Source organism: Allobosea sp. P2_B12, assembly GCF_056404835.1.
The window spans coordinates 806040-826345 of the sequence record NZ_JBFUDG010000001.1; the positions used below are offsets into that span (position 1 = coordinate 806040).

A 20306-nucleotide genomic window follows, 5' to 3' on the forward strand; every position below is an offset into this window, starting at 1 on the left:
GGCCTTATCCGCCCCGGCCGAAACCTCGGGAGCCTGACAATCTTGTCCATCGCGACGACGACCCGCCTCAGTGCCTGGCGTCCGCTCCTCGACGGGATCGCGCTGTCGGCTGCGGTCGCGGTCGCAGCCTATATTGCGGAACCTCTGCTGAAATCCGCCGCCGGCGGACGCTTCGGCATCCCCGCGGTCGTGATCGCCCTCATCATCGGCATGCTGCTTCACCCTTACGCCAACGCAGTTCGCTTTCAGGCGGGCATGGTCTTCTGCGTCAAGAAGATGCTGCGCTGGGCGATCGCGCTGCTCGGCCTGCGCGTCGCGCTCGGCGACATCATCGCGCTCGGCCTGACGACCGCTCTGCTCGTGATCGTCGCGATGACGGCCACGATCCTGTCGGGCTTCCTGCTGGCGCGTTGGCTTGGCCGCGAGACCGGCATGGGTGCGCTCGGCGGCGTCGCGACCGCCGTCTGCGGCGCTTCGGCCGCATTGGCGACCGCGACCGTCGTACCCGACTACAAGAGCAAGGCCGCCGACGTCGCCTTCACCGTCATCGCTATGAACGCGCTCTCGACGCTGGCGATGCTGGCCTATCCGCTGATCTGCGTCTGGCTCGGCTTCACCCCGGCGCAGACGGGCATCATGCTCGGCGCCACCATCCATGACGTGGCGCAGGTCGTCGGCGCCGGCCAGTCGGTCTCGGATGAGGCCGCCAATGCCGCGATCATCGTCAAGCTGTTCCGCGTCTTTCTGCTGCTGCCGGCCGTGCTGATCGTCGGCTGGTGGCTCGTACGCGACGAGGCCCGGCTCGCCGGCAACGTCGCCGACAAGGCCAAGGTCCCTGTGCCGGTCTTCGCCATCATGTTCCTGGTGCTGTGCCTGGTGAACAGCCTGCTTGCCATGCAGCCAGCGCTCGCGCCGGTCTACGGCCCGATCCGCAACCTGCTGCTCGCGATCTCCGGCTGGGGCCTGCTCATCGCCATTGCGGCGCTCGGGCTCGGTACATCGCTCGGCGCCATGGCCAGGCTCGGCTGGCGTCACATGGTCCTCGTCATCGGCACCAGCCTCGTTATTCTCGTTATCGTTACGGGCGGCCTGATCGTTCTGGGCTGACCGTCAAAATCTGGAAGGCGCCTGCCATGACCGACATCGTCATCACCGAATTCATGGACGAGGCGGCCGTCGCTGCGCTGAGCGCCCGCTACAAGGTCCATCACGACCCCGAGCTCTTCGACAAGCTCGACGAGCTGGCGAAACTCGTCGCCGATATTCCGGCCCTGATCGTGCGCAACCAGACGCAGGTGAGGGGGGATGTGCTGGCTGCTGCCAAGAAGCTCAAGGTGGTTGGCCGCCTCGGCGTCGGCCTCGACAACATCGATATGGATGTCTGCACCGCGCGCGGCATCAAGGTCTTTCCGGCGACGGGGGCCAACAGCCTCTCGGTCGTCGAATATGTCATCGGCAGCGCCATGGTGCTGCTGCGCGGCGCCTATTTTGCCAATGCCGCGATGGTGGCGGGCGAGTTCCCAAAGACCAAGCTGATCGGCCGGGAGATCGCCGGCAAGCGGCTAGGCCTCGTCGGCTTCGGCGCCATCGCCCGCGACGCCGCCACGCATGGCCGCATGCTCGGCATGAACACCGTCGCCTACGATCCTTACGTCCCCGCCGACGACAAGGTCTGGGCCGGAACCGAGCGGCTCGAGCTCGACGCCGTGCTGGCGACCTCCGACGTCATCAGCATCCATCTGCCCCTGACGCCCGAGACCAAGGGCTTGATCGGCAAGCAGGCTTTCGCCCGGATGAAGCCGGACGCGATCCTGATCAATGCGGCGCGCGGCGGGATCATGGACGAGGCTGCGCTGGTTGCGGCACTGAAATCGGGCAAGCTTGGCGGCGCGGCGATCGACGTCTTCGCCGAGGAGCCATTGCGCGCGGCCGGCAAGCTGTTCGCCGATGTCCCGAACCTGATCCTGACGCCGCATATTGCCGGCAACACGGTCGAGTCCAACGGCCGCGTCTCCGGGCTGGTGGCCGAGCGCGTCATGGCCGCTCTGGAGGGCAGGGCATGACACGGCTTTCCATTGAGCAGGCGGAGGCCCGGCTGACAGAGCTATTCGCGGAGGCGGGCGCCTCATCCGCCAATGCCGCCTCCGTCGCCTGGGCACTGGTGATGGCCGAGGCCGACGGGCTGAAAGGCCATGGCCTGTCGCGCGTCCCGACCTACCTTGCCATGCTGAAAGCCGGCAAGATCGACGGCCGCGCGGTGCCGATCGAAAGCCGCCCGAAGCCCGGCGTGCTGGCGATCGACGCCTGTCACGGCTTCGCCTATCCCGCGATCGATCTCGCCGTGATCGAACTGCCCGACTTGGCCCGAGCACAGGGCGTGATCGCCTGTCCGATCCGCCGCTCGAGCCATTGCGGCGCCGCCGGCCTGCATGTCGAGCGCCTAGCCGAGCAGGGCCTCGTTGCCATGCTCTTCGCCAACACGCCCGGCGCCATCGCCCCCTGGGGCGGCTCGAAGCCGGTCTTCGGCACCAACCCGATCGCCTTTGCCGCGCCGCTGGCCGGTCGCGAGCCGGTCGTCATCGACATGGCGCTGTCGAAGGTCGCCCGTGGCCCGATCGTCGCGGCCAGGCAGAGGGGCGAGGCGATTCCCGAAGGCTGGGCGCTCGACGTCCATGGCAAGCCGACGACGGATGCGGCCGCCGCGCTCGCGGGCACGATGCTTCCGCTCGGCGACGCCAAGGGCGCTACGCTCGCCATGATGGTCGAAATCCTCGCGGCCGCGCTGGTCGGCGCGCATTTCGGCTTCCAGGCCTCATCCTTCATCGACGCGGTCGGTGGTCCCCCCGACACCGGCCAGCTCATCCTCGCCATCGACCCGCATGCGATGGGCGGCAACTGGTTCGACGAGCGCATGCGCCTCCTCGCACACGCCATCGAGGCGCAAGAGGGTACGAGGCTGCCGGGGGTCCGGCGCCTGGGGCTGCGCGCGAAGGCTAGGGCGGAAGGGATTGAAGTGGCGGACGGGCTATTGGCACTCTGAGCATGTCAGAAGGCGCCTTGATCGAAGGCTCCCTCAAGATCGCGGCCACCATAGAGGATACGCATGATGACGATTTGCTGCGCATCGATCCGAAAAGCAATCGTCACGCGGCGCTCGACTCCGAACGTCCGCAAGCCAGGGTAGAGATCATCGCGTCGCGTGCCGCGTTCCGCGTTCCGGAAAGAAGGCGAGCGACCGGTAGCTCCGTTGGATGCGCCGGATGTAGCCAATCGCAGTTTGTGCGCTGCTTCTCTCTGCAATCCAGTCGTAGATTTCGCGCAGGTCCTCGCGCGCGGCAGGCCTCAGCGTGATCTCAAAGCCTGGCAGCATCGCGAGCCATGCGCTGCCTGTGATGCTCTTCGAGTTCTTCAAACGCCTGATCTGCCGGGATCGACGGCCGCGGATCGGCCATAGCCTCCTCGACCTTGGCCTTCAATTCGGCGTCGAAAGCGCGCTCCTCCCGTTCCAGCGCTTCCAGTCCGGCGCGCACGACCTCGCTCGGCGAGTCATATTCGCCCGAGCGGACGCGCTCCCCGATCTTTTCGACGAGATCGCCCAGCGTCACCGTCAACGTCGTGTTCGGATCGTCCATCGCGAACCTCCACATGCAAGGCTTGGAAATTTACCACGGGTCTCGCAGCCGGGACAGTCAGACGAAATCGAACGCATCGACATCAACCAGCCCCTTGTCGGTGATCTTCAGATGCGGGATCACCGGCAGGGTCAGGAAGGCGACCTGCAGGAAGGGCTCGGCCAACACGACGCCGAGTGCCTTCGCGGCCGCCCGCAGATCCTCCAGCCCATGCCGCACCGTCTCGAAAGGCTGGTCGCTCATCAGCCCCGCGACCGGCAGCGCCAGTTCCGCCGTTACGACACCGCCATCGGCGACCGCAAACCCGCCCCCGATCTCGATCAGCCGGTTGGCGGCCACTGCCATCGAGGCTTCATCGACTCCGACGACGCAGAGGTTGTGGCTGTCATGGCCGACGGACGAGGCGATCGCGCCATGCTTCATGCCGAAGCCGTGGACGAATCCGGTCGCGATGCCGCCCGTCTTGCCGTGACGCTCGATCACCGTGACCTTGACGGCGTCCTGGTCGAGATCGGGCAGGGCTAGGCCCTCGCGCGACGGCAGGCGCAGGCTGAGCCGCTCGGTGATGATGCGCCCTGGCACCACGCCGATCACGGGCGTCTCGCCGTCGCGTGCCGCCGCCTCGAAGTCCGCAGGCGTCAGCGCCCTGCTCTTCACGCTACCCAGCCCGACCGGCTCGATTTGGGTCCGGTCTGCGAACAGCGCCGGTTCGACCAGCCTGCCGCCGGCAAAAACCTGCTTCACGGAACAAGCTGCGAGATCCTCGACCAGCACAATGTCGGCGCGCTTGCCCGGCCCGATGAAGCCGCGGTCGAACAGCCCGAAATTCCGCGCGGCCGACAACGAGGCGATGCGATACGTCGCCAGCACATCTGCGCCATGGGCGATGGCCGTGCGGATCATGTAATCGAGATGGCCCTCCTCGGCGATGTCCAGCGGATTGCGATCGTCTGTGCAGAAGGCGAGGAAGGGCGAGGCATCGCGCGAGATCAGCGGGATCAGCGCATGCAGATCCTTCGAGACCGAACCCTCGCGGATCAGGATCGCCATGCCCTTGGCGAGCTTTTCGCGGGCTTCGTCGGCTGTCGTCGTCTCGTGGTCGGTGCGGATGCCGGCCGAGAGATAGGCGTTGAGGTCCATCCCTCGGACCAGTGGCACATGGCCGTCGATATGCCGGCCCGAGAAGGCCTCTAGCTTGGCGAGGCAGCCGGGATCGCGATGGATCACGCCCGGAAAGTTCATGAACTCCGCCAGTCCGATCACCTTGGGGTGATCCATCATCGGCGTGAGGTCGCCGGCATCGAGCCGGGCTCCGGCGGTCTCCAGATGCGTCGCCGGCACGCAACTCGACAGGTTGACGCGCAGGTCCATCCGCATCGCCTCGGCGCATTCAAGGAAATAGGCGATGCCCTCGACGCCGAGCACATTGGCGATCTCGTGGGGGTCGCAGATCGCCGTGGTGACGCCATGCGGCAGCACGCAGCGCTCGAATTCGAGCGGCGTCACCAGCGAGGATTCGACATGGAGATGCGTGTCGATGAAGCCGGGCACCGCGATCAGCCCGGCGGCGTCGAACTCGGCCTTGCCCTGATAGCTGCCATGGGTGCCGACGATGGTGTCGCCGCACAGTGCGATATCGGTCTCGACCAGCGCGCCCGTGACCAGATCGAACAATCGCGCGCCCCTGATCACGAGATCGGCGGGCTCGTCGCCTCGTCCCTGGGCGATCCGGCGGGCCAGTTCCTGGCTGGAGACCTTGGCGGCATCGGTCATGCTGTGGTTCCAATCGGGTGGCGTCGCTGCCAACCTGCATGTGGAAATTGGGATTGTCGATCCGTCCGAGCGCGCGTCATCCCGGGCAAGCGGCGAAGCCGCGCCGACCCGGGATCCATTCCGGAACGGCAACAAGCTTGAGCGCCACGGCGTCCATCTGGCATCGTTCCGGAATGGGTCCCGGGTCTGCGCTGCGCTTCGCCCGGGACGACGGCGCGCGAAGGGACGGCGATGTGGGTCTATCTGCTTGCGAGCAAAAAGGGCGGCACGCTGTATGTCGGCGTCACCAACTCACTTTCGCGTCGCGTATCGGAGCATCGTGACGGCCGGGGCTCGGAATTCGCCGCCCGCCATGGCGCTCTGCGCCTCGTCTATGCCGAGCATTTTGATACGCCCGACGAAGCCATCGTCCAGGAAAAGCGGATCAAGCATTGGCGCCGATCCTGGAAGATTGCGCTGATCGAGCGCGCCAACCCGGACTGGAATGATCTATATCCGACGACGCATCTCGACTGAGCGAGCATTCTGGAGGCCCCGATGAAACTCACCTGGTTCGGCCATTCCGCCTTCCGTATCGATCTCGCCGGGGCATCCCTGCTGATCGATCCGTTCTTCACCGGCAACCCGTCCTTCGAGGGCGATGTCGCGGCGGCCTCGAAGGGTGTCAGCCATATCGTCATCACCCACGGCCATGGCGACCATATCGGCGATGCGCGTGCGATCGCCGAGGCGAATGGCGCCACCGTCGTGACCAATTACGATCTGTGCATGTATCTCGCCTCCAAGGGCCTGAAGACCTTCGAGCCGATGAACACTGGCGGCACGGTCGATTGCGGCGCCTTCAGCGTCAGCCTGGTGCGCGCCGACCATTCCGCTGGCTTGGTCGAGGCCGGCGTGACGTGTCCGCTCGGCAACCCCAATGGCGCCATCATCAAGGCCAAGGGCGAGAAGACGCTCTGGCATATGGGTGATACCGACATTTTCGCCGACATGGCGCTGATCAGCGAAATCCATGGGGTCGAGATCTGCATCTGCCCGATCGGCGACCGCTTCACCATGGGCGGCAGGACGGCGGCGTTGGCGATGACACGCTTCGTCAAGCCGAAGACAGCGATCCCCTGTCATTACGGCTCGTTTCCGATCATCGATCCCAATGCCGATGCGTTTGTGGCAGCGCTGGCGGGGAGCGAGGTCCGGGCACTGGTTCCGGCGAAGGGCGAGGCGGTCGAGCTCTGAGCGGCGAAATCTTATCCCCGCCCAACAAACCCAACCCTATCCTGCCGCCACTCCGCCCGACCAAGGGGGCTGTCGCGAGGCGTCGTGCGGCCGGGTGGAGTGTGGTGTTCATGGAAGGGAGCTGTCGCGCGCTTTCGACCATGGAGGTGCCGTCGATCGTCAGGGCCGAAACTGGGCAGGCCCGAGCCCGTGCCGGGACGTAGGGACGACGAGGGACCCCCAGATAACCGCGTGCGGGACGAGGCGGCGGCTGTTGGCGCTGCTTCGACACAGACATTCGACATCGACATCGGCACGCAGCCGTCGACTGCGGCGCCACCTCGTCCCGCGCATCCCCTTGGATACGCATTCGCAGACCCCGAAACCCCGCGGCGATCAGCCGGACCGGGCTTTCGGTGCGTCGGCTCAGCGCGCCTTCTGGCCGAACAGGATCGCCTTTTCCTCCGGCGTGCTGATGCCGGCGGGGTTGCGTAGGGCTTCGCCGACCTTGATGCCGCGCTGCACGGCGGGGCGCGCCAGCATGGTATCGAGCCATTTCGCGACCTGCGGGAACTGCTTGAGGTCCTGGCCCTGCTTCTCCCAGCCGCGCGCCCAGCCGATGCAGGCCATGTCGGCGATGGAATAATCGCCGCAGATATAGTCGCGGCCTTCGAGCCGCTTGTTCAGTACGCCATAGAGCCGGTTGGTCTCGTTGGTGTAGCGGTCGATGGCGTAGGGGATCTTCTCGGGCGCGTAGAGGCGGAAATGATGGGTCTGGCCCAGCATCGGTCCCAGGCCGCCCATCTGCCAGAACAGCCATTCGTCGACGGCGACGCGGGCGCGCTCGTCGGCCGGATAGAACATCCCGGTCTTGCGCCCGAGATATTGCAGGATGGCGCCGGATTCGAAGACCGAGATCGGCTTGCCGTCGGGACCCTCGGGATCGACGATCGCGGGCATGCGGTTGTTGGGCGAGATCGCCAGGAAGTCGGGCTTGAACTGGTCGCCCTTGCCGATGTTGATCGGATGGACGGTGTAGGGCAGCCCGCACTCCTCCAGCATGATGCTGATCTTCCACCCGTTCGGGGTGGGCCAGTAATACAGGTCGATCGGCTTGGTCTGGCTGGCGGGCATGTGCTGCTTCCGGTCACTGTGCAGACGTTGAGACGCGCTTTGTAAGCCTCTTCCGGGAGCTGAGAAAGAGCCGCCGGCCTCGCGCCATGCAGTCTTGCCATGACGTGAACATGGATGCGCCAGCGCCCGAAACCTGTCTCAGAGCGCCAGCTTGACTGCTTCCACCCCTCATCCCGAGGAGCAAGCCGAAAGGCTTGCGTCGCGAAGGATGGTCCAGATGTCTCGGGAGCCTCCTGAAGCATCCTTCGAGACGCCGCTGACGCGGCTCCTCAGGATGAGGGCTCGCGATGCTCAGCGTTCAGAGCGGCAGCTTGAAGCCCTCATGGCTCTGCTCGAAGCCTAAATTGCGGTAGAAGCGGTGCGCGTCGATGCGGTCCTTGTTCGAGGTCAATTCGAGCAGGCCGACGCCGTTCTGCCGGGCGAAGGCGACCGCATGGTGCATCATCACGGCGCCGATGCCTTGGCCCCGGCATTCCGGCGCGACATGGACGCTCTCGATCTTGGCGCGCCTGCGTCCCTTTGCGACGAGGCCGGGGATCAGCGTGATCTGGAAGGTGCCGACGACAGTGCCGGCCTGCTCGGCCACGAAGAGCGTGTTGTCGGGGCTGGCCTGCACCGCCGCGAAGGCCTCCTCATAGCCGGGATGGGCGGCTTCCGCCGCGATCTCCGCCTCCGTCATCGTCTGCTTCGCGGCGCCTTGCATGATCAGCGTGGCAATGCGCGGGACGTCTTCGAGCCGGGCGCGGCGGATACTGATCTTGTCATTGTTCAAAGCGGTCAACAGAAGCGTCCTCGCTTTTGCTCGAGGTAGCCGAGCGGGGCAACGCCGGCAGGGGCCAGTCAAGAATTTATCGCTTAGAAGCCTGCGTTCTGCTCCTAGGGCTCGTTTTTCCAGGCTAGCGCCTCAGTCTCGCTGATTGCTTTGCCGACATCCGCCATCTGATAGGTCGCCGCTTGAAGGGCCTCGGCAGAGAAATCCGTCTTCACGAGGATATAGACCTTGTCGACCAGCATGTTGGCAAAGTTGCGCTTACGATCACGGCGAACAAGGCAATCGAGGAGGCTGGCATTACCGTCCGAGAGGGCGATCTTGCAGGTAGCCATATGATGTTGTCCGGGGCCGAATTGCTCCAAAAAGCCATCCACGGGCCAGAAATTGAGCAGGAACTGCCGCTCCCCGAAGGGTATCACATCATAGGCCTTCATTCCGCGAACAGCCGCTTGGCCATCAGCAGCGTGTTGGGCGTGTCGTCGCGGCCGTCGAAGCGGGCCTGGCGCTGCAGGAAGAAGCCCATGCGCTCGTAGAAGGCGATAGCAGGCTCATTCTGGCTCTCGACCTCGAGGCGCGCCACCGGCGCCTGCGGAAAGCAGGCCAGCGTCACCTGCAGCAGTGTGCGGCCGACGCCGACGCCCTGATAGGTCGGAATCACATAGAGCCGCGTCAGCAGAGCGGCATGGTCGCGCTCGATGCGGGCAGATGAGGTCGCGATGATTTCGTCGCCAACCAGGGCTACGAGGAAGGCGCCGCTCTCGCGGCCGAGCTGTGCCGAGAGGTTCTCCAGCGAGTGCCAGGCATTGGTGATCTCGGCGACGCGCTGCCAGCCATAGATGCCGTCATAGGTCGCATGCCAGGTCTCGACCAGAAGCGCTCGCACCGCCGGCAGGTCGGCGGCCTCGGCATCGCGGATGATGAGACCGTCCGGCGTCACCGGCTCACTCGATGCCGAGCTTGGCCTTGAGGATCTCGTTCAGCGCCTGCGGGTTGGCCTTGCCGCCCGACGCTTTCATCGCCTGGCCGACGAACCAGCCGAGCATGGTCGGCTTCAGCTTGACCTGCTCGACCTTGTCGGGATTGGCCGCGATCAGCTCGTCGACCGCCTTCTCGATGGCGCCGGTGTCGGTGACCTGCTTCATGCCGCGCGCATCGACGATCTCGCGCGGATCGCCACCCTCCGACCAGAGGATCTCGAACAGGTCCTTGGCGATGCGGCCGGAGATCACGCCCTCGCCGATCAGATCGACCAGCCCGCCGAGCTGCGCGGCCGAGACCGGCGACGTCGAAACATCCTGGCCCTCCTTGTTGAGGCGGCCGAAGAGCTCGTTGATGACCCAGTTGGCGGCGGCCTTGCCGTCACGGCCCTTGGCGACAGCCTCGAAGTAATCGGCCTGCTCGCGTTCGGCGACCAGCACCGAGGCGTCATAGGGCGACAGCCCGTATTCGGCGATGAAGCGGGTCTTCTTGGCGTCGGGCAGCTCCGGCAGATGCGCCTTTAGCTCGGCAACGAAGGCGTCGTCGAATTCGAGCGGCAGCAGATCGGGATCGGGGAAGTAGCGATAGTCATGCGCCTCTTCCTTGGAGCGCATCGAGCGAGTCTCGCCCTTGGCCGGATCGTAGAGCCGGGTCTCCTGGTCGATGGTGCCGCCATCCTCGATGATGCCGATCTGGCGGCGGGCCTCGACATCGACGGCCTGGCCGATGAAGCGGATCGAGTTGACGTTCTTGATCTCGCAGCGCGTGCCGAGTTCGTCGCCGGGCTTGCGCACGGAGACGTTGACGTCGGCGCGCAGGTTGCCCTTCTCCATGTCGCCGTCGCAGGTGCCGAGATAGCGCAGGATGGTGCGCAGCTTGGTGACGAAGGCCCTGGCCTCGTCGGCGGAGCGCAGATCAGGCCGCGAGACGATCTCCATCAGGGCGACGCCCGAGCGATTGAGATCGACGAAGCTCATCGTTGGATGCTGGTCGTGGATCGACTTGCCGGCATCCTGCTCGAGATGTAGCCGCTCGATCCCGACGGTGATCTGCTCGGTCGGCGACAGATCGACCACGATCTCGCCTTCACCGATGATCGGGCTCTTGAACTGGCTGATCTGGTAACCCTGCGGCAGATCGGGGTAGAAGTAGTTCTTGCGGTCGAACACGGAGCGCTTGTTGACCTGTGCATTCAGCCCAAGACCGGTGCGCACGGCCTGGCGCACGCATTCGGCGTTGATCACCGGCAGCATGCCGGGCATGGCGGCGTCGACGAGGCTGACATGCGAGTTGGGCTCGGCACCGAAGCTGGTCGAGGCGCCTGAAAACAGCTTGGCGTTGGAGGTGACCTGTGCATGGATCTCCATGCCGACCACAATTTCCCAGTCGCCGGTCGCGCCCTTGATCAGTTTCTTGGGGTCGGCGGGGCGGGCATGCGCGTTCATCGTCAGTCTTCCAGCTCGAATGGGTCGCCTGACGGTTACGACCTCGGGGCTCAGGCGGCAAGCTTCTGTTGCGCTCCCGACACCTCTTGTCGGGATTGTGGCATATTACGCCTCATTTCAGACTCGTGATGGGTGATGGAACTTGACAATCGTCAGTCCGCACCTCTTGTAGCGGCACAGGCCGGAAACCCGTTAGGGTTGCGCCGGCCCAGTCATCCGGAGTTTCGCCATGTCAAACCGTCGCTCGGGTCTGATGCTTGTCGCCTTGTCGGCCGCGACGCTGATGACCTCCGCCGTCATTCTGTCCCCGACACACGCGTTGGCACAGGGGGCGCCGCCGGCTCCCCCGGTCCAGGTCTCGGCGCCGCTGGCCCAGCGCGTCACCAACTGGGACGAATATACCGGCCGGTTCGAGGCCAGCGCGCAGGTCGAGGTCCGGGCCCGCGTGTCGGGCTTCCTCGATGCCCTGCATTTCCGTGATGGCGCGCTGATCAACAAGGGCGACCTGCTCTTTACGATCGACCAGCGCCCTTACAAGCTCGCCGTCGACGTGGCGCGCGCCGAGGTTACCCGCGCCAAGGCCCAGGTCGATCTCTCGCAGAACGAGGTCGAGCGCGCCGAGGGGCTGACGCAGAACCGGACGATCACGGCCCGCGATGTCGACCAGCGCCGCACCAATCTGAACAGCGCGATCGGCGCCTTCGAGGGCGCGCAGGCCAATCTCAAGACGGCCGAACTCAATCTTGAATGGACCGAGGTGCGCGCGCCGCTGGCGGGTCGCATCTCGAACCGCCGCGTCGACCCCGGCAATCTCATCGCCGGGGGACAAACGGGCGCGACGCTGCTGACGACGATCGTCGCGGTCGATCCGATCTATTTCTCCTTCGATGCCTCGGAGGCCGACTATCTGCGTTATTCGCGGCTGACCGATCTGCGCAAGGTCACTTCCCGCGAGGAGGGCACGCCGGCCGAAGTCCGCCTCGCCGACGAGACTCAGTGGAAGCGCCGGGGCAGGATCGACTTCGTCGATAACGCGCTCAATGCCCGTTCGGCCACGATCCGCGGGCGCGTCGTCTTCCCCAATAGCGACCAGTTCCTGACGCCGGGCACCTTCGGGCGGTTGCGCGTCTTTGCCGGCGAGGTCGATGCGCTGCTGGTGCCCGACAGCATCATCGTCTCCGACCAGGCCAACAAGATCGTCCTGACGGTGGGGCCCGAGAACAAGATCGTGCCCAAGCCAGTCGTCCTCGGCCAGATCACCGGCGGCCTGCGCGTCATTCGCAGCGGCCTGACGCCTCAGGACAAGGTCGTCGTCGGCGGCTTCGCCAGCCCGATGGTGCGGCCAGGCGCGACCGTCAATCCGCAGCCGGGTGAGATCAAGCCGCCCGCGACGAACTGACGGCCGCTTTCGACACCGCATTCGGACGGCCGCCGGCCGTCCGCCCTGACGTCAGGCCAGGACACATTTACATGTTCCGCTTCGCTCATTTCTTCATCGACCGCCCGATCTTCGCCACCGTTCTGTCGGTCCTGCTGACGATCGCGGGCGCCATCGCCCAGCGCGGCCTGCCGATCGCCGAATATCCGGAGATCGCGCCGCCGACCGTCTCGATCACCGCGACTTACCCGGGCGCCTCCGCCGAGGTTGTCGCGGCAACCGTCGCGACCCCGATCGAGCAGGAGGTCAACGGCGTCGACGACATGCTCTACATCCAGTCGCAGTCGACCGGCGACGGGCGCGTGACCATCAACGTCGTGTTCAAGGCCGGCGTCGACATCGACCAGGCGCAGGTGCTCGTGCAGAACCGCGTCTCGGCGGCCGAGCCGCGCCTGCCCCAGGAGGTGCGCAGCTTCGGCCTGCAGACCCGCAAGGCCTCGCCCGATCTGATGATGGTCATCAACATGATCTCGCCGGACGGCTCGCGTGACGCCCAATACGTCTCGAACTACGCGACGCTCTATGTGAAGGACGTGCTCACCCGCGTCGAGGGCGTCGGCAATGTGCAGGTCTTCGGCGCGCGCGACTTCTCGATGCGCATCTGGCTCGACCCTGCCAAGATTTCGTCGCGCAACCTGACGGCGGGCGACGTCGTGGCCGCCCTGCGGGCCGCCAACATCCAGGTCGCTGCCGGCGCGATCAACCAGCCGCCGGCGAAGTCGGACGGCGCGTTCCAGCTCTCGGTCAATACGCTCGGTCGCCTGACCGACATCGCCGAGTTCGAGAATATCGTCGTGCGCTCCGACGCCAATGGCGGCACAATCCGGATCCGCGACATCGCCCGCGTCGAACTCGGTTCGCAGGACTACACCACCAACGCCTATCTCGATAACCAGAACGCGGTGGCCATCGGCATCTTCCAGCGTCCGGGCTCGAATGCGCTCGCGACCGCCGAGACGCTGATCAAGACCATGGACGGGATGGCGCGGGAGTTCCCCGCCGGCGTCGAGCACCGGATCATCTACAACCCGACCGAGTTTATCGGTGAATCGGTCAGGGCGGTGATCCAGACGCTGATCGAGGCGATCGCGCTCGTCGTCGTCGTCGTGATCCTGTTCCTGCAGACCTGGCGCGCGGCGATCATTCCGATCATCGCGATCCCGGTTTCGCTCGTCGGTACCTTCCTGGTGATGAGCGCGGTCGGCATCTCCTTCAACACGATCTCGCTGCTCGCCCTGGTGCTCGCCATCGGCATCGTCGTCGACGACGCGATCGTCGTGGTCGAGAATGTCGAGCGCTATCTCGCCCAGGGCATGTCGGCGAAGGATGCCGCGCACAAGACCATGGACGAGGTCGGCGGCGCCCTGCTCGCGATCGCGCTCGTGCTCTGCGCCGTGTTCATCCCGACCGCCTTCATCAGCGGCCTGCAGGGCACGTTCTACCAGCAGTTCGCGGTCACCATCGCGGCCTCGACGGCGATCTCCTGCTTCGTTTCGCTGACGCTGTCGCCGGCGCTGGCGGCGCTGCTGCTCAAGCCGCATGGCCATGACGACGGCAAGAAGAAGGGCTTCGTCTACGCGCTGGGCGCCCCGGTGCGCGGCTTCTTCCATTATTTCAACAAGGGCTTCGACTGGCTCTCGCGCAGCTATGGTTCCGTCACCTCTCGCCTGATCCGCTTCTCGGTGATCCTGCTGATCGCCTATGCCGGCCTGATCGCGCTGACCGCGCAACGCCTCACCGCGACGCCGACCGGCCTCGTGCCGCAGCTCGACCGCGGCTACTTCATCGTCGCCTTCCAGCTGCCGCCGGGCTCGTCCCTGACGCGCACCGATGCGGTGATCCGCAAGGCGACCGATGTGGTGCTGTCGCGCCCCGGCGTTGTTCATGCGGTCGCCTTCGCCGGCCTCGACGGCGCGACCTTCACGATCGCGCCGAATACGGGCGTGATCTTCGTGACGCTCGCCCCGTTCGAGGAGCGGACCAAGCAGAAGCTCACGACGGCGGGCATCCTCGGCGATCTGCGCCAGCAGATGTTTGCGATCAACGAGGCCTTTGCGCTGGTGATCGAGCCGCCGGCGGTGCCGGGGATCGGCACGGGCGGTGGTCTCAAGGGCTATGTCCAGGACCGCTCGGGACGCGGGCTCGCCGCTCTCGAGGGCGCGACCTGGGTGGTGGCGGGTTCGGCCGGGCAGGTTCCCGGAATCCAGCAGCCCTTCACCCTGTTCTCGACCAAGACCCCGCAGGTCTTCGCCGATATCGACCGCACCAAGGCCGAGATGCTGGGCGTGCCGATCACGCGCGTCTTCGAGACGCTGTCGGTCTATATGGGCTCGGCCTATATCAACGACTTCAACCTGCTCGGGCGGACCTACCGGGTGACGGCGCAGGCTGACAACCCCTTCCGCCTCGATCTGCGCGACGTCGCCAATCTGAAGACCCGCAACGCCGATGGCGAGATGGTGCCGATCGGCTCGGTCGCCTCCTTCTCGGACACCACCGGCGCCTATCGCGTGCCGCGCTACAACCTCTATCCGGCGGCCGAGGTGCAGCTGTCGATGGCGCGCGGCTTCTCGACCGGGCAGGGCATCGCCGCGATCGAGAAGATCGCCGCAGAGCGCCTGCCCACGGGCTTCGGCTTCGAATGGACCGAGATCGCGCTGCAGGAGAAGCTCGCGGGCAACACCGCGATCATCGCCTTCGGGCTCGCCGTGGTCTTCGTCTTCCTGCTGCTGGCTGCACTCTATGAGAGCTGGATGCTGCCGCTGGCGGTCATCCTGATCGTGCCGATGTGTATTCTCGCGGCGATGATCGGGGTGAACTATACCGGGCTGGACCGCAACATCCTGGTCGATATCGGCCTCGTCGTGCTCGTCGGCCTCGCCGCCAAGAACGCGATCCTGATCGTCGAGTTCGCCAAGCAGGCCGAAGAGGAAGGCATGAACCGGCGCGACGCGGCGATCGCTGCCGCCCGTACGCGGTTGCGGCCGATCCTGATGACCTCGCTCGCCTTCATCCTGGGCGTGCTGCCGCTGACGATCTCGACAGGCGCCGGCTCGGAAATGCGCCAGGCGATGGGCATCGCGGTGTTCTCCGGCATGGTCGGCGTGACCTTCTTCGGGCTGATCTTCACCCCGGTCTTCTATGTGGTGGTGCGCTGGCTCGCCGATCTGCGCACCAAGAAGACGCCCGCGCAGCCGCCGCATGGGGATGCATCCGCCGCCCACTCGTGATCTGATCGCTCCCGTCCCGGATTCGACCGGGACGGGGGCATGTGATGTTTCCATGGATACTCGGCTTGGTCGCGGTCCCGCTGGCGACCGTCCTGATCGCAGGCGGCCTGTTCTGGCCGACCTATCGGCGGCTGCAACGCGCCGAATTCATCCGGACCTATGAATGGCCGCCCGGCCTGCTCGACAAGCTCGCCGGCCATCATCGCAGCTTCACCCGCAAGGAGAGCGCGCTGGTCGCGCAGGGCCTGCGGCAGTTCTTCCTGGCCTATCTCAACAGCGGCCGCGCCTATGTCGCGATGCCCTCGCAGGTCGCCGACGACCTCTGGCACGAGTTCATCCTCTACACCCGCGCCTATCAGGATTTCTGCCGCGATGCCTTCGGCGGATTCCTGCACCACACGCCGGCGGTCGCGCTCGCTGACGGCCGCAAGAAGGACAATGCCGGGCTGCGCCGCGTCTGGCTCCAGTGCTGCCGGCTGGACGGCATCAACCCGGTCAAGCCGACGCGCCTGCCGCTGCTGTTTGCGCTCGACACCAAGCTGAGCATCCCCGGCGGCTATCGCTACGAGCCCGATTGCGCCCAGCTTCGCCGCAACGGCGACGCAGGCTCGCAATGCGGCGGCGACTTCTCCAGCTCGTCCTATGACGGCGGAACGGATGGGATGGGCGATAGCGGCCGTTCCGACAGCAGCAGCTCGGACAGCGGCAGTTCAGACAGCGGCGGAGGCGGCGATGGCGGGGGCTGCGGTGGAGGCGGCGGGGATTAGACTTCGATGATCCCGCGCGGAAACACGGCCGTCATCCTGGGCGACCGCAGGTCGTCCCGGGATCCATCGTAGCACTCGACATCGCCTTATGATGGATCCCGGAGCTGCGCGGCTTCGCCGCTTGTCCAGGATGACGGCGAGATTCTCTACCGATGCCCAGCAGGCACTATCGCAGCGTTCAGCCCCACCAGCGCTCGGCAACCGGGAACCGGCCGGCGGCTTCCTCGATCACCTGGCCGAGCGAGAACAGCGTCTCCTCGTCGAAGGGGCGGCCGATGAGCTGCAGGCCGAGCGGCAGGCCCTGGCGGTCGAGCCCGGCGGGGACGGCCAGGCCCGGCAGGCCGGCCATGTTCACCGTCACTGTGAAGATGTCGTTGAGATACATCTCGACGGGATCCGACGAGCCCTTCTCGCCGATGCCGAAGGCGGCTGAGGGCGTCGCAGGCGTCAGGACCGCGTCGATGCCGGCGGCATAGGCCTCGTCGAAGTCGCGCTTGATCAGGGTGCGGACCTTCTGCGCCCTAAGGTAATAAGCGTCGTAATAGCCGGCCGAGAGCACATAGGTGCCGATCATGATGCGGCGCTTGACCTCAGCGCCGAAACCCTCGGCGCGAGTCTTCTCATACATCTCGGCGATGTCGCGGCCGGGCTCGCGCAGGCCGTAGCGCACGCCGTCATAGCGGGCGAGGTTGGACGAGGCCTCGGCCGGAGCGACGATGTAATAGGCCGGCAAGGCGTATTTCGTATGCGGCAGCGAGATCTCGACGATCTCGGCGCCTGCCGCCTTCAGCCAATCGATGCCCTGCTGCCAGAGCGCCTCGATCTCGGCATTGAGCCCGTCGAGCCGGTACTCCCGGGGTATGCCGATCTTCATGCCCTTGACCGAGCGGCCGATGGCCTTTTCGTATTCGGGCACCGCCGTGTCGACCGAGGTGGTGTCCTTGGGATCGTGGCCGGCCATCGAGCCCAGCATCACGGCGCAGTCGCGCACCGTCTTGCCGATCGGCCCGGCCTGGTCGAGCGAGGAGGCGAAGGAGACGATGCCCCAGCGCGAGCAGCGGCCATAGGTCGGCTTGATGCCGACCGTGCCGGTGAAGGCGGCGGGCTGGCGGATCGAGCCGCCGGTATCGGTCGCCGTGGCCGCAAGGCAGAGATCGGCTGCCACCGCCGAAGCCGAGCCGCCCGATGAGCCGCCGGGCACGAGATGGGCGCCCTCGACCGCACCGGTGGCGCCTGCGCCGACATTGGAGCCTTTCCGACGCCAGGGGTTCACGACGGCACCGAAGGCGCTTGTCTCGTTCGACGAACCCATGGCGAACTCGTCGTTGTTGAGCTTGCCGAGCATGACGGCGCCGTCGCGCCAGAGCTGGCCCGAGACCGTCGATTCATAGGGCGGCACGAAATTGCCGAGGATCTTCGAGCAGGCCGTGGTGCGCACACCCTTGGTGGCGAACAGGTCCTTGATGCCGAGCGGCAGGCCTTCGAGCGGGCCGCCCTGGCCTTTCGCCAGCTTCGCGTCGGAGGCTGCCGCCTGTGTCAGCGCGTGCTCGGGGGTCTCCAGCACATAGGCGTTGAGGGCACGCGCCTTCTCGATCGCCGCGATATGCGCCGTGGTGAGTTCCGTGGCGGAAAAGGTCTTGGCCTTGAGCCCGTCGCGGGCCTCGGTCAGGGTCAGGCGGGTGAGATCGGTCACGGGGGGATTCCGGATTCATCTGGTCAAAACGACCCCGGATCGCGCTTTGCGCGTCCGGGGTGATCGAATAGGCGCTTTGCGCGCCTTATTCGATCACCTTGGGCACCATGAAGTAGTTGTCGTCGGTGGCCGGCGCGTTGGCGACGATCGTGTCGGCAATCTCGCCGTCGGTCACGATGTCCTCGCGCTGCTTCATCGCCATCGGCGTCACCGAGGTCAGCGGCTCGACGCCGGCAACGTCGACCTCGTTCAACTGCTCGACGAAGCCGAGGATGGCGTTGAGCTCGCCCTGCAACCTGGGCAGATCGGCCTCCGGCACGGCGATGCGCGCCAGATGCGCGACGCGTTTGACGGTGGCGAGATCGACCGACATGGCGGGCTCCTGGGAAGGGGCGGCGCAGCGCGCCGCGATGCCGAGGCTATAAGCGGGCGCGCCGTTGCCCGCAAGAAGATCGCCAATCCAGCCAAGCCCGGGGAACCTCTCCCTCCGTATGGAAAGGGTTCCCCGAGACCTTTTGCCAAGACCGCAAAGCCTCTGCCACCGTCTCCCGCGAGGGGGGAAGGGAGTTTGCCCTTCGCCGATGGGAGGTTCAGTTCGCCCGCGTCCACTTCACCGAACGGCAGATCAGTCCGCCCAAGACGCAGCCGGATGTGGTCAGCGCGTCGCCGGACAGCGTCATCGTGCCGGAATAGGTCTTGCCGTCTTCCGGATTGAAGGCGCTGCCGCTCCATTTGCCTTCACTGGTCGGCTTCATGTCGTAGAAGATGCGCTGGCCAACCTTGGCCGGGCCGGTGGTGTCCTTCAGCCAGGCCAGCGTGCCGCACATCGCCTCGCCGCATTTGGCGAAGCGCACCCGTGAGGCGCCGGTGTCGCGCAGCCAGGTTCCAGTGACATCCTGCGCCAGGGCAGGTCCGCCCGAGGCAAGCCCAATGAAGAGGCCAAGTCCAGCCAGCAATGCCCGATGGGCGCTCGAACCGATCAGCATGATATCCTCCCTGTCAGACCACGCTATGCTGCATGGTTCAGATGTGAACCATATCTCGGAAATTGACGGCTTCCAAGCTGCCGCTGCGGAAAGCCAAAGCTCCCTTCCGCGGCGGAGGGTGAATCCTCCGTCAACGCGCCTTGTCGCATTCGTTGCGGCAGCCATTGAAAACACTGCGCTTTTCGTGATCGAAGCATGAATCGAGCGTTGATTTAACCGCTCGCTCATCTCTCGTTGAGCTTCGATTCATCGCGAATTTTAGCGCTGCCTTTAAGGCTGCCGGCCAAATCTCGTCCTCACGAAGCCGGGGCCTTGGACGGGTGGCCGGCGCCAGGGAGCAAGGTCGTCGAGGGTCGTCTGACCCGAAGCGTGAACCGAACTCCGGGACGCAACGACTAAGATAAACAAAGATAAAACAAGGGTGGTTGTCATGGCACGCATGGAAATGAACGCGATCCCCGCTTCGCTGGTGATTCCGAGCGAGGCTTCGGCCGAGGCCTATTACGAGCTCGGCCTGATGTATGCGGCGGGCCGCGGCATCCCGGTCGATCTGGTCACGGCGCAGAAATGGTTCAACGTTGCCCAGGCCCGCGGCTGCGGCCGGGCCACGGCACACCGTCAGGAACTGGCGCTGGAGATGACCCGCGATCAGGTCGCCGAAGCACTGCGCGAGGCCCGCAGCTTCCTGACGCGCCACTGAGCAGCCTTCGGGAAGCGGAAACGCTTCCGCCAACGAGCCTTGTGGGGCGGGGAGGGCGCGGCTATAAGCGCGCCGCAATCCCCAGACATTCCCCAAGGATCGACAGATGGCTGTTCAGCGTACCTTCTCCATTCTCAAGCCCGACGCGACGCGACGCAATCTCACCGGCGCGGTCAACGCGGTCATCGAGAAGGCCGGCCTGCGCATCGTCGCCCAGAAGCGCATCCACCTGACCAAGGCTCAGGCAGAGACCTTCTATGCGGTCCACTCCGCGCGCCCCTTCTTCGGCGAGCTCGTCGAGTTCATGACCTCGGGCCCCGTGGTCGTGCAGGTTCTCGAGGGCGAGGACGCCATCGCCAAGTATCGCGACGTGATGGGCGCCACCAACCCGGCCAACGCCGCCGAGGGCACCATCCGCAAGCTCTTTGCTGAATCGGTCGGCGAGAACACCGCCCATGGCTCGGACGCTCCCGAGGCCGCCGCGATCGAGATCGCCCAGTTCTTCTCCGGCAACGAGATCGTCGGCTGAGATTTTCCGCTGCT

The 20306-nt window shown here is 65.7% G+C and carries 21 protein-coding genes; 10 read left to right on the forward strand and 11 right to left on the reverse strand.

Annotation, left to right across the window (positions count from 1 at the left end):
* The first annotated feature begins 42 nt into the window (after positions 1–42).
* Genes AC1DYU_RS03900 through AC1DYU_RS03910 form a run of 3 tightly spaced genes read left to right on the forward strand, consistent with a single transcriptional unit; the run spans position 43 to position 3040 of the window.
* Positions 43–1107, forward strand: coding sequence for a YeiH family protein (locus tag AC1DYU_RS03900; protein WP_476790485.1), 1065 nt, complete (start codon positions 43–45; stop codon positions 1105–1107).
* A gap of 26 nt (positions 1108–1133) precedes the next feature.
* Positions 1134–2063: a hydroxyacid dehydrogenase gene (locus AC1DYU_RS03905; RefSeq protein ID WP_476790486.1), complete on the forward strand. Its 930-nt coding sequence runs from the start codon at positions 1134–1136 to the stop codon at positions 2061–2063.
* Positions 2060–3040: an Ldh family oxidoreductase gene (locus AC1DYU_RS03910; protein WP_476790487.1), complete on the forward strand. Its 981-nt coding sequence runs from the start codon at positions 2060–2062 to the stop codon at positions 3038–3040. Before AC1DYU_RS03905 ends, AC1DYU_RS03910 begins: the two co-directional genes overlap by 4 nt.
* Before the next feature lie 147 nt (positions 3041–3187).
* Here the strand turns inward: AC1DYU_RS03910 and AC1DYU_RS03915 are convergent, their stop codons facing one another.
* The 3 genes from AC1DYU_RS03915 to ade form a co-directional block, all read right to left on the reverse strand.
* Positions 3188–3370, reverse strand: coding sequence for a type II toxin-antitoxin system RelE/ParE family toxin (locus AC1DYU_RS03915; protein ID WP_476790488.1), 183 nt, complete (start codon positions 3368–3370; stop codon positions 3188–3190).
* The gene (locus AC1DYU_RS03920) at positions 3354–3605 is read right to left on the reverse strand and encodes a ribbon-helix-helix domain-containing protein (protein ID WP_476790489.1); all 252 of its coding nucleotides are present in this window, start codon (positions 3603–3605) and stop codon (positions 3354–3356) included. The genes AC1DYU_RS03915 and AC1DYU_RS03920 overlap by 17 nt, the downstream gene beginning before the upstream one ends.
* 84 nt (positions 3606–3689) lie before the next feature.
* The gene (gene ade, locus AC1DYU_RS03925) at positions 3690–5405 is read right to left on the reverse strand and encodes an adenine deaminase (protein WP_476790490.1); all 1716 of its coding nucleotides are present in this window, start codon (positions 5403–5405) and stop codon (positions 3690–3692) included.
* A 231-nt stretch (positions 5406–5636) separates the two neighbouring features.
* Between ade and AC1DYU_RS03930 the strand changes: the two genes are divergently transcribed.
* Both AC1DYU_RS03930 and AC1DYU_RS03935 read left to right on the forward strand, forming a co-directional pair.
* A complete protein-coding gene (locus AC1DYU_RS03930; RefSeq protein ID WP_476790491.1) occupies positions 5637–5921 on the forward strand; it encodes a GIY-YIG nuclease family protein in 285 nt (94 codons plus the stop codon).
* 21 nt (positions 5922–5942) lie between these two features.
* On the forward strand, positions 5943–6641 hold the full coding sequence (locus AC1DYU_RS03935) for a metal-dependent hydrolase (RefSeq protein ID WP_158482606.1): 699 nt from the start codon (positions 5943–5945) through the stop codon (positions 6639–6641).
* 405 nt (positions 6642–7046) lie between these two features.
* Here AC1DYU_RS03935 and AC1DYU_RS03940 read toward each other — a convergent pair whose 3' ends face one another.
* The 5 genes from AC1DYU_RS03940 to gatB form a co-directional block, all read right to left on the reverse strand.
* Entirely contained in the window at positions 7047–7754 is a 708-nt protein-coding gene (locus tag AC1DYU_RS03940; RefSeq protein ID WP_476790492.1) for a glutathione S-transferase N-terminal domain-containing protein, read from the reverse strand.
* A gap of 298 nt (positions 7755–8052) precedes the next feature.
* Positions 8053–8535 carry an N-acetyltransferase family protein gene (locus tag AC1DYU_RS03945; protein ID WP_476790493.1) on the reverse strand — a complete coding sequence of 161 codons (483 nt, stop codon included), beginning with the start codon at positions 8533–8535 and terminating at the stop codon, positions 8053–8055.
* Positions 8536–8630: 95 nt separating this feature from the next.
* On the reverse strand, positions 8631–8960 hold the full coding sequence (locus AC1DYU_RS03950; RefSeq protein WP_476790494.1) for a hypothetical protein: 330 nt from the start codon (positions 8958–8960) through the stop codon (positions 8631–8633).
* The gene (locus AC1DYU_RS03955) at positions 8957–9463 is read right to left on the reverse strand and encodes an N-acetyltransferase family protein (protein ID WP_476790495.1); all 507 of its coding nucleotides are present in this window, start codon (positions 9461–9463) and stop codon (positions 8957–8959) included. Before AC1DYU_RS03955 ends, AC1DYU_RS03950 begins: the two co-directional genes overlap by 4 nt.
* Before the next feature lie 4 nt (positions 9464–9467).
* Positions 9468–10949 carry an Asp-tRNA(Asn)/Glu-tRNA(Gln) amidotransferase subunit GatB gene (gene gatB / locus AC1DYU_RS03960; protein ID WP_476790496.1) on the reverse strand — a complete coding sequence of 494 codons (1482 nt, stop codon included), beginning with the start codon at positions 10947–10949 and terminating at the stop codon, positions 9468–9470.
* 229 nt (positions 10950–11178) lie between these two features.
* Here gatB and AC1DYU_RS03965 point away from each other — a divergent pair, with 229 nt between their 5' ends.
* From AC1DYU_RS03965 to AC1DYU_RS03975, 3 genes are all read left to right on the forward strand, one after another.
* Positions 11179–12348, forward strand: coding sequence for an efflux RND transporter periplasmic adaptor subunit (locus tag AC1DYU_RS03965; RefSeq protein WP_476790497.1), 1170 nt, complete (start codon positions 11179–11181; stop codon positions 12346–12348).
* Positions 12349–12419: 71 nt separating this feature from the next.
* Positions 12420–15617 (forward strand): multidrug efflux RND transporter permease subunit, encoded by a 3198-nt coding sequence (locus AC1DYU_RS03970; RefSeq protein ID WP_158482610.1) that lies wholly within the window; start codon positions 12420–12422, stop codon positions 15615–15617.
* A gap of 65 nt (positions 15618–15682) precedes the next feature.
* Positions 15683–16384 (forward strand): glycine-rich domain-containing protein, encoded by a 702-nt coding sequence (locus AC1DYU_RS03975; protein WP_476790498.1) that lies wholly within the window; start codon positions 15683–15685, stop codon positions 16382–16384.
* 178 nt (positions 16385–16562) lie between these two features.
* On the opposite strand, the gene gatA is transcribed toward AC1DYU_RS03975, so the two are convergent.
* From gatA to AC1DYU_RS03990, 3 genes are all read right to left on the reverse strand, one after another.
* Complete coding sequence (gene gatA, locus AC1DYU_RS03980; RefSeq protein ID WP_476790499.1) at positions 16563–18077, reverse strand: Asp-tRNA(Asn)/Glu-tRNA(Gln) amidotransferase subunit GatA; 1515 nt, start codon at positions 18075–18077, stop codon at positions 16563–16565.
* Between the two features lie 85 nt (positions 18078–18162).
* Entirely contained in the window at positions 18163–18450 is a 288-nt protein-coding gene (gene gatC, locus AC1DYU_RS03985) for an Asp-tRNA(Asn)/Glu-tRNA(Gln) amidotransferase subunit GatC (protein WP_476790500.1), read from the reverse strand.
* A gap of 217 nt (positions 18451–18667) precedes the next feature.
* Positions 18668–19063: a DUF2147 domain-containing protein gene (locus AC1DYU_RS03990; protein WP_476790501.1), complete on the reverse strand. Its 396-nt coding sequence runs from the start codon at positions 19061–19063 to the stop codon at positions 18668–18670.
* A 430-nt stretch (positions 19064–19493) separates the two neighbouring features.
* On the opposite strand from AC1DYU_RS03990, the gene AC1DYU_RS03995 reads away from it, so the two are divergent.
* Complete coding sequence (locus AC1DYU_RS03995; RefSeq protein WP_476790502.1) at positions 19494–19763, forward strand: SEL1-like repeat protein; 270 nt, start codon at positions 19494–19496, stop codon at positions 19761–19763.
* 106 nt (positions 19764–19869) lie between these two features.
* Positions 19870–20292 (forward strand): nucleoside-diphosphate kinase, encoded by a 423-nt coding sequence (gene ndk, locus AC1DYU_RS04000; protein ID WP_158482614.1) that lies wholly within the window; start codon positions 19870–19872, stop codon positions 20290–20292.
* The last annotated feature ends 14 nt before the right edge of the window (positions 20293–20306 follow it).